The sequence below is a fragment of the Kitasatospora sp. NPDC053308 genome (assembly GCF_055585785.1).
The window spans coordinates 26,923-42,414 of record NZ_JBVJJY010000024.1 but is presented as its reverse complement, the minus strand read 5'-3'; the positions used below and the strand labels follow the sequence as shown (position 1 = coordinate 42,414).

The window sequence follows — 15,492 nt, the reverse complement described above, 5'->3', positions numbered from 1 at the left end:
GCTTCGTTGTACGAGCGTCCGCCCAAGCGTACGGAATCCCCCCGCCGACTTCCTAGGGCGTGTGCTACACCGCTTCCAGAATGTCGATCACGAAGACCAGCGTGGAATTCGCCGGTACCGAGCCCTGCGCCTTGTCCTGGTATCCGAGCGCCGGCGGCACCACCAGCAGCACCCGGCTGCCGACGTTCTGCCCGACCAGACCCTTGTCCCAGCCCTCGATCACGCTGCCGGTGCCGATCTGCACCGCCTGCGCGCCGCCGTGCGTCCAGGAGGAGTCGAACTGCTGGCCGTTGCTCCACAGCACCCCGGTGTACTGCACCACCAGCGTCTGCCCGGTCTTGACCTGCTTGCCCTCGCCCTTGATCAGCACCGCCTGCTGCAGGTCGGTGGGCGCCGGCTGCCCGGCCGGCACGGTGATCGTCACCGGCGCCTTGCCGTTGTCCTTGACCTGCGGCAGGTTCGCGGGCGGCTGGGTCATGGTCCCGGTCAGCGTGGAGTCCTGCGGCAGGCTCTCCATGATGTCCAGCACGAACACCACGGTGTCGTTCTTGTCGACGCCCAGCTGCGCGGAGCCCTGCTCCCCGAAGGCCGCCGCCGGCGGGGCCACCACCAGCAGCCGGGTGCCCACCTTCTTGCCGATCACGCTCTGGTCCAGCGCCGGCACCAGCTGCCCGCTGCCGGCCTGGTAGAGCTGCGGCTTGCCGTTGGCGTCGTACGAGCTGGGCAGGTCCTTGCCGGTGGTCCAGTCCTTCGCGGTGTAGTTGACCGTGACCCAGTCGCCCTTGTTGACGGTCGCGCGGTCGCCCTCGCTGACCGTGTTCACCACGAACTGGCCGCTGGGCTGCGCGCCCTCGGGGATCGTGATGGTCGCCTTGCTGCCGAATCCGCCGCCCGAAAGGGTGGGCATCGGCGAGGCCTCGTTGACCGGCGCCGGCACCGTCGGGGCGGCGCTAGCCGGGGACGGCGTCGCCGGACCGGCCGCCTTGGGGGAACTGCTGCAGGCGACCGCCAGCAGCAGCGGCAGGGTGAGAAGCAAACCGGCGGTGCGGCGCACGGTGGTCCTAACTGTCGGTCGAAGTCGGCTCTCCTGACTCGACGGACAGCGTATGCCCGGCACGCGTCCGGCCCCGGTAGACACCACCGGGGCCGGACGCCGTGATCACCGCGGGCACTACATCCCCGCGATGAGCTTCTCCACCCGCTCGTCCACCGAACGGAACGGGTCCTTGCACAGCACCGTGCGCTGCGCCTGGTCGTTCAGCTTCAGGTGCACCCAGTCCACCGTGAAGTCCCGGCGCTGCTCCTGCGCCCGGCGGATGAAGTCCCCGCGCAGCCGGGCCCGGGTGGTCTGCGGCGGGATCGACTTGGCCTCGAAGGTCTTGAGGTCGGTGGTCACCCGCTGCGCCTGCCCCTTGCCCTGGAGCAGGTAGAACAGCCCGCGGCGGCGGTGGATGTCGTGGTACGCGAGGTCGATCTGCGCGACCCGAGGGTTGGACATGCTCATCTGGTGCTTCTCGCGGTAGCGCTCGATGAGCTTGTACTTCATGATCCAGTCGATCTCGGTGGCCACCCCGTCCAGCCGCTCGGTGCGGACGGCCTCCAGGGTGCGGCCCCACAGGTCGAGGATCCGGGCGACGGTGCCGGTGTTGATGCCCTTGCGGTCGGCGAACTCCAGCGCCTTGGTGTAGTACTCCTCCTGGATGTCCAGCGCGCTGGCCTCGCGGCCGTTGGCGAGCCGCACCTGGTGGGTGCCGGTGAGGTCGTGGCTGACCTCGCGGATCGCCCGGATCGGGTTCTCCAGGGTGAGGTCGCGCATCACCACGCCGGCCTCGATCAGCCGCAGCACCAGGTCGGTGGAGCCGACCTTGAGCAGCGTCGTGGTCTCGGACATGTTGGAGTCGCCGACGATCACGTGCAGCCGGCGGTAGCGCTCGGCGTCCGCGTGCGGCTCGTCCCTGGTGTTGATGATCGGCCGCGAGCGGGTGGTGGCGGAGCTGACGCCCTCCCAGATGTGCTCGGCCCGCTGGCTGACGCAGTAGACCGCGCCGCGGGGGGTCTGCAGCACCTTGCCCGCCCCGCAGATCAGCTGCCGGGTGACCAGGAACGGGATCAGCACGTCGGCCAGCCGGGAGAACTCGCCGTGCCGGGCCACGCAGTAGTTCTCGTGGCAGCCGTAGGAGTTCCCGGCCGAGTCGGTGTTGTTCTTGAAGAGGTAGACGTCGCCGGCGATGCCCTCCTCGTGCAGCCGCCGCTCGGCGTCCACCAGGAGGCCCTCGAGGATGCGCTCGCCGGCCTTGTCGTGCGTCACGAGCTCGACCACGTCGTCGCACTCGGGGGTGGCGTACTCGGGGTGCGAGCCGACGTCGAGGTAGAGCCGGGCACCGTTGCGCAGGAAGACGTTGCTGCTGCGGCCCCAGGAGACGACCCGGCGGAACAGGTACCGCGCCACCTCGTCCGGCGACAGCCGCCGCTGCCCGCGGAACGTGCAGGTCACGCCGTACTCGTTCTCCAGCCCGAAAATCCGGCGGTCCATGAGCACTCCATTCTGGTCGGAGCTGTCCGAAACCGCCTCCACGACGACTGGGCCGCCGCAGGGGCACCGGGGTCCCGTACGACGGCGTTCCGGCCGCCGTGCGGGACCCCTCAGGCACTGCTACTCCGGCGTGGTGTCCGCCGGGGTGTCCTCGTCGTCCGCCTCGGCGGACTGGTCCCCGTCGAGCAGCCGGCCGAGCTGGTTGCCGAGGATCCGCTTGAACTTCCGCTGCTGGAACCGCTGGCGGTCGAGGACCGCGACCTCCAGCTGCTCCGGGGTGAGGCTGCGCGGGCTGCCGCCGTTGGGGTCGCGGGCGAGCGAGTCGACCGCGACCTTCACCGCCTCGGTGAGGCTCAGGCCCGCGCGGTGGCGCTGGCCGAGGTAGTTGCCGATGGAGTCGGCGTTGCCGCCGACCACCACGTAGTTCTTCTCGTCGACGACCGAGCCGTCCGGCGTGAGCCGGTAGATCTGGTCGTTGTCGGCGGTCCGGCCGACCTCGGCCACGATCAGCTCGACCTCGTACGGCTTCTCCCCGACCGAGGAGAAGATGGTGCCCAGGGTCTGGGCGTACACGTTGGCCAGGCCCCGGGCCGTGACGTCGGCCCGGTCGTAGGAGTAGCCGCGCAGGTCGGCGTAGCGGACGCCGCCGATGCGCAGGTTCTCGAACTCGTTGTAGCGCCCGACCGCCGCGAAGGCGATCTTGTCGTAGATCTCGGAGACCTTGTGGAGCGCTCTGGAGGTGTTCTCCGCGACGAAGACGATGCCGTCGGCGTAGGTGAGCACGACCACGCTGCGGCCGCGCGCGATGCCCTTGCGGGCGTACTCCGCGCGGTCCGCCATGGCCTGCTGGGGCGAGACGTAGAACGGTGTCGACACCGGCGGTCGTCCCTTTCCTGTGAGGTGATGGCTAGATCAGCGGGGCCTGCGGGCCGTTGGGTCGGGCCAGCCGCTCGTCGGTGATGGCGACGGCGACCTCGGTGACCTCCGCCTCGGTGAGCCGGCGGAAGCCGTCCTGGGTGATCAGCGAGACGATCGGGAAGATCTTGCGGGCGAGGTCCGGACCGCCGGTGGCGGAGTCGTCGTCGGCCGCGTCGTAGAGCGCCTGGACGACCAGGGTGACGGCCTGGTCGGCCGTCAGGCCCTCGCGGTAGAGCTTCTTCAGCGAACCGCGGGCGAAGACCGAGCCCGACCCGGTGGCGGCGAACCCGCGTTCCTCGGAACGGCCGCCGGTGACGTCGTAGTTGAAGATCCGGCCGCGCCCGAGGTCCAGGTCGTAGCCGGCGAACATCGGCACGACCGCGAGGCCCTGCATCGCCATCCCGAGGTTGCCCCGGATCATGCTGGTGAGGCGGTTCGCCTTGCCCTCCAGCGAGAGCGTGGTGCCCTCGATCTTCTCGTAGTGCTCCAGTTCCAGCTGGAACAGCCGGACCATCTCGACCGCGAGGCCGGCGGTGCCGGCGATGCCGACCGCGCTGTACTCGTCGGCCGGGAACACCTTCTCGATGTCGCGCTGGGCGATCACGTTGCCCATCGTCGCCCGGCGGTCACCCGCGATCACCACACCGCCGTCGAAGACCGCGGCCACGATCGTGGTCCCGTGCGGCGCCTCGACGACCGAGCCCTCGGGGAGCCCGCGGTGGCCGGGGATCAGCTCCGGCCGGTGCTCGGCGAGGAAGTCGAGGAACGAGGAGGACCCCGGGGTCAGGAAGGCAGCCGGTAGACGCCCGGTGCCACGAGTGTTGGCTTCCACACGATTCCTTCCAGGTAGTTTGAAGCGCGCATTGCCCGCACCCTACCCGCCCGGCGATCACTGTCCGCAGGAGGTGGGGAGGTGCCGGGCGGCCGGGCGGCGAGTGCCGCCCGACCGCCCTCGACGGTCACGACCGTGAATTCCCGAATACCGGGGACGGACTATTGGCCGCCCTTCTGCACGAATCCGCGGACGAAATCCTCCGCGTTCGACTCCAGCACCTCGTCGATTTCGTCCAGCACCGCGTCGACGTCGTCGCCCAGCTTTTCCTGGCGCTCCTTGAGGTCCTCGGAATTCTGCGTTTCCGCGGCCTGCTCCTCGACCTCCTCGGAGGAGCGGTTTGCCCGCTGCTGGCCGCCGCCGGTGTCCTTGCTCGCCATTTCCCTCACCCCGCTCGAATCGTCTGGCACGGTTTGGTCGGTTGGGTCGTTGCCGGTTGGCACCGACCCTATACACAAGGTGCGACTGCCGCTCCCGGTTTGCCGGTGGCGCTTCCTGTCCAACACCCGCTGCCACCCCGGATGATTCCCATTCGGCGGACGTTCACCCGTGGTGATCGGAAAGTTACCCGCCGGCCAGGACCCGCAGCAGGTCCTCCGCCGTGCGGCAGCGGTCCAGCAGCTCCTTGACGTGGTTGCGGGTGCCGCGCAGCGGCTCCAGGGTGGGCACCCGCTGCAGCGAGTCCCGGCCCGGCAGGTCGAAGATCACCGAGTCCCAGGAGGCCGCCGCGACGTGCTCGGCGTACTGCTCCAGGCAGCGGCCGCGGAAGTACGCCCTGGTGTCCTCCGGCGGCTTGGTGACGGCCCGCTCGACCTCGTCCTCGGTCAGCAGCCGGTCGAAGCGCCCGCGGGCCGCCAGACGGTTGTAGAGGCCCTTCTCGGGCCGCACGTCGCTGTACTGGAGGTCGACCAGGTGCAGCCGGGAGTTGGACCACTCCAGGCCGTCCCGGCTGCGGTAGCCCTCCAGGATCTCCCGCTTGGCGACCCAGTCCAGCTGCCGGGACAGCGACATCGGGTCCCGCTCCAGCCGGCCGAGGACGTCCTCCCAGCGCGCCAGCACGTCCACGGTCTGCTCGTCCGCGTCGGTGCCGAAGCGGTCCTCGACGTACTTGTGGGCCAGCTCGAAGTACTCGAGCTGGAGCTGGACGGCGGTGAGCTTGCGCCCGTTGCGCAGGGTGATCAGGTGCTGGAGCGTCGGGTCGTGGGAGACCCGGTGCAGGGTGCGCACCGGCTGGTCGACGGCGAGGTCGGAGGCGATGAAGGAGTCCTCGATCATCGACAGGACCAGCGCGGTGGTGCCCAGCTTGAGGTAGGTGGAGATCTCGGAGAGGTTGGCGTCCCCGATGATCACGTGCAGCCGGCGGTACTTCTCGGCGTCGGCGTGCGGTTCGTCCCGGGTGTTGATGATCGGCCGCTTGAGCGTGGTCTCCAGGCCGACCTCGACCTCGAAGTAGTCCGCCCGCTGGCTGATCTGGAAGCCGTGCGCGGAACCGTCCTGCCCGATGCCGACCCGGCCGGCGCCGGCGACCACCTGGCGGGAGACGAAGAACGGGGTGAGGTGGCGGACGATGTCGGCGAACGGCGTCGCCCGCTTCATCAGGTAGTTCTCGTGGGTGCCGTAGGAGGCGCCCTTGTTGTCGGTGTTGTTCTTGTACAGGTGGATGTTCTGCCCGTTGGGCAGCTCCAGGGCGCGCTGCGCGGCCGCTGCCATGATCCGTTCGCCGGCCTTGTCCCACAGCACGGCGTCGCGCGGGTTGGTGACCTCGGGCGAGCTGTACTCGGGGTGCGCGTGGTCCACGTAGAACCGCGCCCCGTTGGTGAGGATGACGTTGGCGAGGCCGATGTCCTCGTCGGTCAGCTGGCTGGCGTCCGCGACCTCGCGCGCCAGGTCGAAGCCCCGCGCGTCGCGCAGCGGATTCTCCTCCTCGAAGTCCCAGCGGGCCCGCCGTGCCCGGTGCATCGCCGCCGCGTACGCGTTGACGATCTGGGACGAGGTGAGCATGGCGTTGGCGTTGGGGTGCCCGGGCACGGAGATCCCGTACTCGGTCTCGATGCCCATCACGCGCCGTACGGTCATGCGGCCCTCCTTGCCCGGTGCTCCGCCCCCGGCGGGCGGAACACGCTGACGTACCGCTGAACAACACCGGGCGCCGGCCGTCGGCCCGCGAACGGTGGGTCGAGCCTAGAACCCGGCGCCGGACGGCGGCCCCCGAGACGCGCCGTCCGGCTGCGGGGCCGCGAGGCGCCACAGCCGGACGGTGTGCGTACAGCTCCGGGGACCGCTTCCCGGCCCGGGTAACCGTGTGCTTACAGGTACTGCCCCGTGTTGGCGACAGTGTCGATGGAGCGGCCGGACTCGGCGCCCTGCTTGCCGGTGACCAGCGTGCGGATGAAGACGATCCGCTCGCCCTTCTTGCCGGAGATACGGGCCCAGTCGTCCGGGTTGGTGGTGTTCGGGAGGTCCTCGTTCTCCTTGAACTCGTCCACGCAGGCGGCGAGCAGGTGGGAGACGCGCAGACCGCGCTGGCCGTGGTCGAGGAAGTCCTTGATGGCCATCTTCTTCGCGCGGTCGACGATGTTCTGGATCATCGCGCCGGAGTTGAAGTCCTTGAAGTACAGGACCTCCTTGTCACCGTTGGCGTAGGTGACCTCCAGGAAGCGGTTCTCCTCGGTCTCGGAGTACATCCGCTCCACCACCGACTGGATCATCGCGGCCACCGTGGCCTCGACGGAGCCGTCGTGCTCCTTGAGGTCGTCCGGGTGGAACGGCAGCGACTCCTTGAGGTACTTGGAGAAGATGTCCTTCGCGGCCTCGGCGTCCGGGCGCTCGATCTTGATCTTGACGTCCAGCCGGCCGGGCCGCAGGATCGCCGGGTCGATCATGTCCTCGCGGTTCGAGGCGCCGATGACGATGACGTTCTCCAGGCCCTCCACGCCGTCGATCTCGGCGAGCAGCTGCGGGACGATGGTGTTCTCCACGTCCGAGCTGACGCCGGAACCGCGGGTGCGGAACAGCGACTCCATCTCGTCGAAGAAGACGATGACGGGCGTGCCCTCGCCCGCCTTCTCCCGGGCCCGCTGGAAGACCAGGCGGATCTGCCGCTCGGTCTCGCCGACGTACTTGTTGAGCAGCTCGGGGCCCTTGATGTTGAGGAAGTAGCTCTTCCCCTGGGGGCGGCCGGTGACCTCGGCGACCTTCTTGGCCAGCGAGTTGGCGACCGCCTTGGCGATCAGCGTCTTGCCGCAGCCGGGCGGGCCGTAGAGCAGCACGCCCTTGGGCGGGCGCAGCTCGTACTCCTTGAAGAGGTCGGCGTGCAGGTACGGCAGCTCGACCGCGTCGCGGATCAGCTCGATCTGGTTGCTCAGGCCGCCGATCTGGCGGTAGTCGATGTCCGGGACCTCTTCGAGGACCAGCTCCTCGACCTCGGCCTTCGGCACGACCTCGTACACGTAGCCGGAGCGGGGCTCCAGCAGCAGGGCGTCCCCCGCCCGGATGGTGATCTCGCGCAGCGGTTCGGCGAGCCGCACCACCCGCTCCTCGTCGGTGTGGCCGAGAACCAGGGCGCGCTCGCCGTCCTCCAGGACCTCCTTGAGGGTGACGATCTCGCCGATGCGCTCGAAGGCCATCGCGTCCACGATGTTGAGGGCCTCGTTGAGCATCACTTCCTGGCCCCGCCGGAGCTCGTCGAGGGCGACGTTGGGGCTGACGTTCACGCGGAGCTTGCGCCCACCGGTGAAGATGTCGGCGGTCCCGTCCTCGTTCGCTTCGAGGAAGGTGCCGAAGCCCGCCGGGGGCTGTGCCAGCCGGTCCACTTCCTCCTTGAGGGCCACGATCTGGTCGCGGGCCTCGCGCAGGGTGGAAGCGAGCCGTTCGTTCTGGGCGGTCACGCCCGCCAGGTTGGTCTGGAGCTCGACGATCCGCTCTTCGAGGATCCTCGAATTGCGCGGCGAGTCGGCGAGCTTGCGGCGCAGCACGGCGATTTCCTGCTCAAGGTACGAGACCTGAGCGGCCTCGTCGGAACCACGAGCGGGCCTGCCGGTGCTGCGGTTGTAGTCGTCATCGTGGGCTGCCACGGTCCTCACCTCCTCCGGGGAGCTGGACGCTTCCAGACCCTACCTGGGACCAGGGGTCCGTAAACCCCTAGATCAAGAAAGATGGAACGGGCGTGTCCGATCTTCGCCCCAGCGTGCTTCCCCTCTGCTAAGGGGATACCCACCGCGCACCGCCCAAAGCGGGCCAGATGTATCGTCGAGCGAAGCGATATCCGATCGCGACCACAAGGCGAGGTCCGATCGTTGTACGAATGGCGGGATTGCTCCCAGAAATGGGCGACCCGGGACAGAAACGGCAGGGGACCATGTCGGTGACCGAGCAGACCGCGGCAGCGACCGAGGAGCTGGAGGTGTGGATCGACCAGGACCTGTGCACGGGCGACGGCATCTGCGTCCAGTACGCACCGGAGGTCTTCGAGCTCGACATCGACGGCCTCGCCTACGTCAAGGGGCCGGACGACGAGCTGCGCCAGCAGCCCGGGGAGACCGCCCCGGTGCCGCTGACGATCCTTCAGGACGTGGTGGACTCGGCGAAGGAGTGCCCCGGCGACTGCATCCACGTACGCCGGGTCGCCGACCGGGTCGAGGTGTACGGCCCGGACGCGGAGTGACCGGCCCCGGGCCCCTCAGGTCTGGCTGACCGGGGCGGCCTGGGAGCGTTCCCAGCCGCCGCCCTTGTGCGTCCAGGTGAGTTCCAGTGAGATGTCGGGCCGGAAGCGCGGCACGTCCTCGCTCGAATACCCCTGCGCGCGGCCGGTGATGGCGCCGTCCGAACGCACCGCGAGCCGGCTCACGGTGAGGTTCTCGCGCTCGGGGAGCAGGGTGGCCAGCACCGTCGGGCGCCCGCCGGGGCCGAAGCCGAGCAGGAAGACGGCGTCCGGCGGGGTGCCGGTCTCGGTGGCGCAGTGCGCGGCGACCACCGTGCCCGGGCGGCCGTCTGCCAGCTCGGCGGGCACGCTGATCGCCGCCTTGACCGGGAACGGGCCGCAGTCGAGCGGGAGTTGGGCCTGGGCCGGGTCGGGGGCCGCGCTCGCGGCGAGGGCCTTGGGGGCGCCGTGGGCGGGAACGGGGGTGCCGGTCGCCGGGGAGGCGGCGAGGGCGGCGCCCGTCACGGCGGCGCAGCCGGCCACGGCGAGGGCCCAGTGCCAGGGAGTGGTGCGCGCGTGCCCGGTCCGGGTGCCGCCGCGCGGTGTCTGCTGTCCAGCCGTCGCCTTCGTCCCGACCGCGGTCTCCACCAGGCGTCCCCTCCAGAGCTCCAGGAGCTGCGTGAGCGAGCATCGTCCCACACCCGGTCGACGGAAGGACCGAGGGGTGGCACGAGATCGCTCGTGCCACCCCTCGGCGACGGGTCCGGGCTCAGCCCAGGTCGGGCTGGTCGTCCTCGACGACGCGCGAGGCCTTGCGGGCCGCGGCGCGCTCCTGCAGGGTCGGCTCGGGCGCCCCGCTGTCGTAGTCCTCGCCGTACGCGCCCTTGGCCGGGCGGCGGCGGCGCAGCGGCGGCTCGACGCCGTCCGCCAGGCGGCGGGCGGTGAGCAGGAAGCCGGTGTGGCCGATCATCCGGTGGTCCGGGCGGACGGCCAGGCCCTCCAGGTGCCAGGTGCGGACCATGGTCTCCCAGGCCTGCGGCTCGGTGAAGGTGCCGTGCTCGCGCAGCGCCTCGACGGTCTTCGACATCTGCGTGGTGGTGGCCACGTAGCAGCAGATCAGGCCGCCGGGGACGAGCGCCTTGGAGGCGACGTCCAGGCACTCCCAGGGGGCCAGCATGTCGAGGATGACGCGGTCGACGTCGGTCTCGACCAGGTTGTCCTGGAGGTCGCCGACGGTGAGCTTCCACGCCGGGTGCGGCCCGCCGAAGTAGCGCTCGACGTTGCCCTTGGCGATGTCGGCGAAGTCCTGCCGACGCTCGTAGGAGGCCAGCATGCCCTGCTCGCCGACGGCGCGCAGCAGGTAGGTGCTGAGCGCGCCCGAGCCGACGCCGGCCTCGACCACGCGGGCACCCGCGAAGATGTCGGCCATCGCCAGGATCTGACCCGCGTCCTTGGGGTAGATCACGGCGGCGCCGCGCGGCATGGACAGGACGTAGTCGGGGAGCAGGGGGCGCAGCGCGAGGTACGGGACGTTCCCCGTGGTGCGCACGACCGTGCCTTCGGGGGCGCCGATCAGCTCGTCGTGGGGGAACGCACCCTTGTGGGTGTGGAACTGGTTCCCGGCCTGGAGCGTGAACGTGTAGTGGCGACCCTTGGGGTCGGTCAGCTGGACCTGGTCCCCGACCTGGAAGGGCCCGCGTCGGCGGGCGGCACCGGTCGGTTCGGACATGCGGACAATCCTAAGGGAAGCGGAGCGGCCCGCCCGACCACGGTGATCATCCGGACCCCGGGCGGGCGGGCTCAGCGCCCGGAGACGGCGGCGGTCAGGCGCTGCTCGATGTCGCTGAGCGCCGCGACGCCGTACACCCGCCCGTCCGCCTCGACCACCAGGTACTCCCCGGCCGGGGTGGTCTGGACGGCCCGCAGCAGGTCCTCGCCGCCCAGGTCGGCGTCCAGTCGCAGGCCGGGTTCGAGGTCGCGGGAGAGCGGGCCGACGGCCACCCAGGGGCGCCGGTGCTCGGGTACGGCCCGGACGGCGGACTCGCGGACGAGGGCGATCGGCTCGCCCCGGCCGTCCACCACGACCACGGCGCCGGCCCGGGCCTCGTGGGCGCGGCGCATCGCCTCGCCGAGCGGGGTGTCGGCGGTGACCTCGACCGCGCGCCGGGCGAGGTCGCGCAGCCGCAGGCCGGGCAGCGCGGCCTTGAGCCGCGCGTTGCGCACGCTGCCGGTGGCGCCGTTCCAGATGATCGCGGCGAGGACGGCGGCCAGCACCGCGTCGACCAGGGTGTCGGTGGTGGTGCGCTCGACCCCGCGGGCGGCGCTGGCCAGCGGCAGGCCGAACAGCACCACGACGGCCAGCGCCCGGCCGACCCAGGCGGCGGCCACCGTGCCGGTCATCGGGTTGCCGGTGACCGCCCAGACGACGGCGCGCAGCATCCGCCCGCCGTCCAGGGGCAGGCCGGGCAGCAGGTTGAAGGCGGCGACGACCAGGTTGGACACCATCAGGCCGGTGAGCAGCACCCCGGGCACGCTGGAGAGGTCCACGGCCCGCACCCCGAGGTAGAACAGGCCGCCGAGCACGAGCGAGAGCAGCGGGCCGACGAAGGCCAGCCAGAACTCGCGCCAGGGCGTGGTGGCCTCGTTCTCGATCTCGGAGACGCCGCCGAAGAACTGCAGCTGGATCCGCCGCACGCCGAGTTCGTAGCGCAGCGCGACCAGGGTGTGGGCGAGCTCGTGGACCAGGACGGAGGCGTAGAAGGCGACCGCGAAGGAGAACGCGACCAGGTAGCGGGCGCCGCCGAGATCGGGCAGCACGTCGTCCAGCTGCCCGCCGAACACCCAGGTGATCAGCGCGGCGATGACGAACCAGGACGGGGTGAGGTAGACCGGCACGCCGAACGGCCGGCCCATCAGGAGGCCGCCGCGGCGCTCGGACGGCTGCCCGGCCGGGCGCCCCCGGTCGTCCCGCGGCGGCTGGTCGGAGGTCTGCTGCCCCCTGCTGTCGCTCACCGTGATCCCTTCGGTCGTCTCCCCCGTCGTGCCCCCGGTGCGCCCACGCTACGTGATCGCGGCCCTCCGGCGCCGTGCGCCCCTCTTGGACTCATACCCTGTGCGCGGGCCCGGCAGCACGGTGGCAGCGGGATGACAGCGAAGGGCAATAGGGTCATAGCCATGCAGCAGACCGACACCACCGCCGCCCCGGAGGCCCCGGAGCGCCCGGCCGCGCCGCCGACCGGCCTCTCCCCGTCCCGCGCGGGGGACTTCCTCACCTGTCCCCTGCTGTACCGGCTGCGGGTGATCGACCGGCTGCCCGAGCCGCCGAGCGCGGCGGCCACCCGGGGAACGCTGGTGCACGCGGTGCTGGAGCGGCTGTTCGACAGCCCGGCGGCCGAGCGCACGCCGGAACGGGCGCTGGGCCTGCTGCGCCCGCAGTGGGAGCGGCTGCTGGGGGAACGGCCGGAGCTGGGCTCGTTGTTCCCGGCCGACCCGGACGGCGCGGCCCTCACCCGCTGGCTGGCGGACGCCGAGAAGCTGGTCGGCCAGTGGTTCCGGCTGGAGGACCCGACCCGGCTGCACCCGGTGGAGCGCGAGCTGTACGTGGAGACGGCCCTGGAGTCGGGGCTGCTGCTGCGCGGCTACATCGACCGGGTCGACGTCGCCCCGACCGGCGAGGTCCGGCTGGTGGACTACAAGACCGGCCGGGCGCCCTCGCGGGACTTCGAGGGCAAGGCGATGTTCCAGATGAAGTTCTACGCACTGGTGGTGTGGCGCTGGAAGGGCGTGATCCCCAAGCGCCTCCAGCTGGTCTACCTCGGCGGCGGCGGGGACGTGGTCAGCTACGACCCGGACGAGGCCGACCTGCTCGCGGTGGAGCGCAAGCTGCAGGCGCTCTGGGAGCGGATCACCCACGCGGTGGCCACCGGGGACTTCCCGGCCACCCGCAACCGGCTCTGCGACTGGTGCGACCACCGGGCCAGCTGCCCGGAGTTCGGCGGCACGCCACCGCCGTACCCGCTGCCGCTGGCCCGTACGTCTGATGAAGACGATCCCACGGGGGATCCGATGAGCAAGGAGTCCTAGTGACGATCCGAGTGCTGCTGGTCGACGACCAGCCGCTGCTGCGCACCGGTTTCCGGATGATCCTGGAGGCCGAGTCCGACCTGGTGGTGGTCGGTGAGGCCGGCGACGGTCAGCAGGCGCTGGACCAGGTGCGGGCGCTGCAGCCCGACGTGGTGCTGATGGACATCCGGATGCCGCGGATGGACGGCGTCGAGGCGACCCGCCGGATCGCCGGCCCGGGGCGGGACGGTCCGGCCAAGGTGCTGGTGCTGACCACCTTCGACCTGGACGAGTACGTGGTGGAGGCGCTGCGCGCGGGCGCCAGCGGCTTCCTGCTGAAGGACGTCCCGGCCGAGGAGCTGGTGCAGGCGATCCGGGTGGTCGCGGACGGCGCGGCGATGCTGGCGCCGAGCATCACCCGCCGGCTGCTGGACATGTACGCCACCAAGCTGCCCTCGGGCGACGAGGCGCCGCCGCAGGCGCTGAGCGCGCTGACCGACCGTGAGCTGGAGGTGCTCAAGCTGGTGGCGCGCGGGCTGTCGAACGCGGAGATCGCGGCCGAGCTGTTCGTCAGCGAGACCACGGTGAAGACCCACGTCGGCCATGTGCTGACGAAGCTGCAGCTGCGCGACCGGGTGCAGGCGGCGGTGTACGCGTACGAGAGCGGCCTGGTGCGCCCGGGCACGCTGTAGGCGGCCCGGCGGGAACGTGACGGCGGCCCGTCCGCTCCCCCGGTGAGGGGGCGGACGGGCCGCCGTGCTGCGTCCGCTACTTGGTGCGGCCGATCTCCCAGAACCGGAAGACGCCGGTGGTGTCGACGGTGGACTCGACCCCGGTGATGTACGAACGGAACGCGTAGAAGGCCTTGTTCTGGTACAGCGGGATCAGCGGCGCGTTCTCCGCCTCGATCTGCTGGATCTGGCCGTAGCCGGCCGCGGCCGCGCTGCGGTCGGCCTGCTTGAGCGCGTCCGGGACCAGCTTGCCGCTGATCCGCGGGTCGTCCCAACCGTGGTGGTAGGCACCGCCGTTGACCAGGAGCGGGGCGATGTAGTTGTCCGGGTCGGGGTAGTCGGCGAACCAGCCGATCACGTACGCCTGGTACTTGCCGTCGGCCCAGCCCTTCTTGTAGGCCTCCCAGTCCACCTCCTGCTGGACGGTGACCTGGAAGAGGCCGCCGGCCTCCAGCTGCTTCTTGAGGGTGTCGGCCTCGTTGCTGCCGGCCCGCGAACGGGACCAGGTGAGGTTGAGCTTGACCGGCGTCTGGACCTTGGCGTCGGCGAGGATCTTCTTGGCCTTGGCCACGTCCTGGTCGCCGTAGCGGTCGAAGAAGGCGGTGGTGTGGCCGGTGACGCCGGCCGGGACCATCGCGTAGAGCGGCTGGACGGTCCGGGCGAAGACGTCGCGGGCGAGCGCCTTGCGGTCCACCAGCTGTGCGGCGGCCTGGCGGACGGCGAGGTTGCCGCCGACCGGGTCCTTGGTGTTGAAGACCAGCGAGCGGGTGTCGTTGCTGTCGCCCTCGGTCACCTGCAGGTCGGCCTTGCCGCCCTGCTGGTCGGAGCGGATCTGGGCGGCGGTGTTCGGCTCCAGGCTGTTGTCGGTGAGGTCGACGTCGCCCTTGTCCAGCGCGGCCTTCAGGTCCTCGGGCTTGTCGAAGTACCGCACGGTGAACTTGTTGTTCCGCAGCTTGGCGTCGCCGGTGAACTTGTCGTTGGGAAGCAGCACGACCTTGCCGAGCTGCTTGCCGGCCATCTCGACCGAGTCGACGCGGTACGGGCCGGAGCCGATCACCTTGTCGTTGGCGAGCGCCTTGTCCGCCGGGAAGACCTGGTGGTCCACGATGGCGCCGGCCGGGCTGGCCAGCTTGGCCGGCAGGGTGGCGTCGGGCGTGTCCAGGTGGAAGAGCACCTCGGTGTCGCCCTTGGCCTCGACCGACTTGATCGAGGAGAGCAGGGAGACCGGGCCGCCCGGGTCGTTGATCTTCTTGACCCGCTCGATCGAGAAGACCACGTCCGCGGCGGTCAGCGGGTGACCGTTCGAGAACTTCAGCCCGGGCCGCAGGGTGCAGTGGTACTCGGTGGCGTCGCCGCCGGTGAACTCGCAGGACTGCGCGGCGTCCGGGGCGGGCGTGCTGGCCGCGGCCGGGAAGGCCAGCAGCGACTGGAAGGTGTTGCGCAGGACCAGCCAGGAGCCGGAGTCGTAGGAGACCGCCGGGTCCAGCACGCCACTCAGCTGGGCGGTGCCCATGGTGATCGACTTGCCGCTGTCCCCCTTCACGGCGTCGGTCACCGATCCGCAGCCGGCCACCGTCACGGCGACCAGACCGGCACAGCCGAGTACTGCGAGGCGTTCAGCTGAAGTCTTCACGGGGCGCGTCCTTATCGGTGGCACGAAACCCGAGTAGCGTGCCATATCGAACACGCACGACCGATACCCGCGCAGATGACGTTTGGGAAACGGCGGAGCAGGGCATCACGGCACGCCCGACGAGATGTCAGCCAATGCCCGTTT

At 70.7% G+C, this 15,492-nt stretch carries 14 protein-coding genes; 3 read left to right on the top strand and 11 right to left on the bottom strand.

The window, feature by feature from the left end; genetic code table 11:
- Positions 1–64: 64 nt before the first annotated feature.
- From ACZ6Y7_RS33705 to arc, 7 genes are all read right to left on the bottom strand, one after another.
- The gene (locus ACZ6Y7_RS33705; protein ID WP_465761746.1) at positions 65–1,054 is read right to left on the bottom strand and encodes an FKBP-type peptidyl-prolyl cis-trans isomerase; all 990 of its coding nucleotides are present in this window, start codon (positions 1,052–1,054) and stop codon (positions 65–67) included.
- Positions 1,055–1,171: 117 nt separating this feature from the next.
- Positions 1,172–2,533: a Pup--protein ligase gene (gene pafA / locus ACZ6Y7_RS33700; RefSeq protein ID WP_402216451.1), complete on the bottom strand. Its 1,362-nt coding sequence runs from the start codon at positions 2,531–2,533 to the stop codon at positions 1,172–1,174.
- 120 nt (positions 2,534–2,653) lie between these two features.
- Positions 2,654–3,409: a proteasome subunit alpha gene (gene prcA, locus ACZ6Y7_RS33695; RefSeq protein WP_465761745.1), complete on the bottom strand. Its 756-nt coding sequence runs from the start codon at positions 3,407–3,409 to the stop codon at positions 2,654–2,656.
- A gap of 31 nt (positions 3,410–3,440) precedes the next feature.
- Positions 3,441–4,283, bottom strand: coding sequence for a proteasome subunit beta (gene prcB / locus ACZ6Y7_RS33690; protein WP_402216446.1), 843 nt, complete (start codon positions 4,281–4,283; stop codon positions 3,441–3,443).
- 161 nt (positions 4,284–4,444) lie between these two features.
- The gene (locus tag ACZ6Y7_RS33685; protein ID WP_402216443.1) at positions 4,445–4,663 is read right to left on the bottom strand and encodes a ubiquitin-like protein Pup; all 219 of its coding nucleotides are present in this window, start codon (positions 4,661–4,663) and stop codon (positions 4,445–4,447) included.
- Between the two features lie 184 nt (positions 4,664–4,847).
- Complete coding sequence (gene dop, locus ACZ6Y7_RS33680) at positions 4,848–6,359, bottom strand: depupylase/deamidase Dop (protein WP_465761744.1); 1,512 nt, start codon at positions 6,357–6,359, stop codon at positions 4,848–4,850.
- Positions 6,360–6,589: 230 nt separating this feature from the next.
- Entirely contained in the window at positions 6,590–8,356 is a 1,767-nt protein-coding gene (gene arc / locus ACZ6Y7_RS33675; RefSeq protein WP_465761743.1) for a proteasome ATPase, read from the bottom strand.
- Between the two features lie 284 nt (positions 8,357–8,640).
- On the opposite strand from arc, the gene ACZ6Y7_RS33670 reads away from it, so the two are divergent.
- Positions 8,641–8,946, top strand: coding sequence for a ferredoxin (locus ACZ6Y7_RS33670; protein WP_402216436.1), 306 nt, complete (start codon positions 8,641–8,643; stop codon positions 8,944–8,946).
- 15 nt (positions 8,947–8,961) lie between these two features.
- Here the strand turns inward: ACZ6Y7_RS33670 and ACZ6Y7_RS33665 are convergent, their stop codons facing one another.
- From ACZ6Y7_RS33665 to ACZ6Y7_RS33655, 3 genes are all read right to left on the bottom strand, one after another.
- Positions 8,962–9,570, bottom strand: a complete 609-nt coding sequence (locus ACZ6Y7_RS33665; protein WP_465761742.1) for a hypothetical protein — start codon at positions 9,568–9,570, stop codon at positions 8,962–8,964.
- Between the two features lie 121 nt (positions 9,571–9,691).
- Positions 9,692–10,651: a tRNA (adenine-N1)-methyltransferase gene (locus ACZ6Y7_RS33660; RefSeq protein ID WP_465761741.1), complete on the bottom strand. Its 960-nt coding sequence runs from the start codon at positions 10,649–10,651 to the stop codon at positions 9,692–9,694.
- A 71-nt stretch (positions 10,652–10,722) separates the two neighbouring features.
- On the bottom strand, positions 10,723–11,940 hold the full coding sequence (locus ACZ6Y7_RS33655; protein ID WP_465761807.1) for a site-2 protease family protein: 1,218 nt from the start codon (positions 11,938–11,940) through the stop codon (positions 10,723–10,725).
- Positions 11,941–12,096: 156 nt separating this feature from the next.
- Between ACZ6Y7_RS33655 and ACZ6Y7_RS33650 the strand changes: the two genes are divergently transcribed.
- Together ACZ6Y7_RS33650 and ACZ6Y7_RS33645 are read left to right on the top strand one after the other, a co-directional pair.
- Positions 12,097–13,005 (top strand): RecB family exonuclease, encoded by a 909-nt coding sequence (locus ACZ6Y7_RS33650; RefSeq protein ID WP_465761740.1) that lies wholly within the window; start codon positions 12,097–12,099, stop codon positions 13,003–13,005.
- A complete protein-coding gene (locus ACZ6Y7_RS33645; protein WP_360261643.1) occupies positions 13,005–13,676 on the top strand; it encodes a response regulator transcription factor in 672 nt (223 codons plus the stop codon). Before ACZ6Y7_RS33650 ends, ACZ6Y7_RS33645 begins: the two co-directional genes overlap by 1 nt.
- A gap of 76 nt (positions 13,677–13,752) precedes the next feature.
- Here ACZ6Y7_RS33645 and ACZ6Y7_RS33640 read toward each other — a convergent pair whose 3' ends face one another.
- Positions 13,753–15,348, bottom strand: coding sequence for an ABC transporter substrate-binding protein (locus ACZ6Y7_RS33640; RefSeq protein ID WP_465761739.1), 1,596 nt, complete (start codon positions 15,346–15,348; stop codon positions 13,753–13,755).
- Between the last annotated feature and the right edge of the window lie 144 nt (positions 15,349–15,492).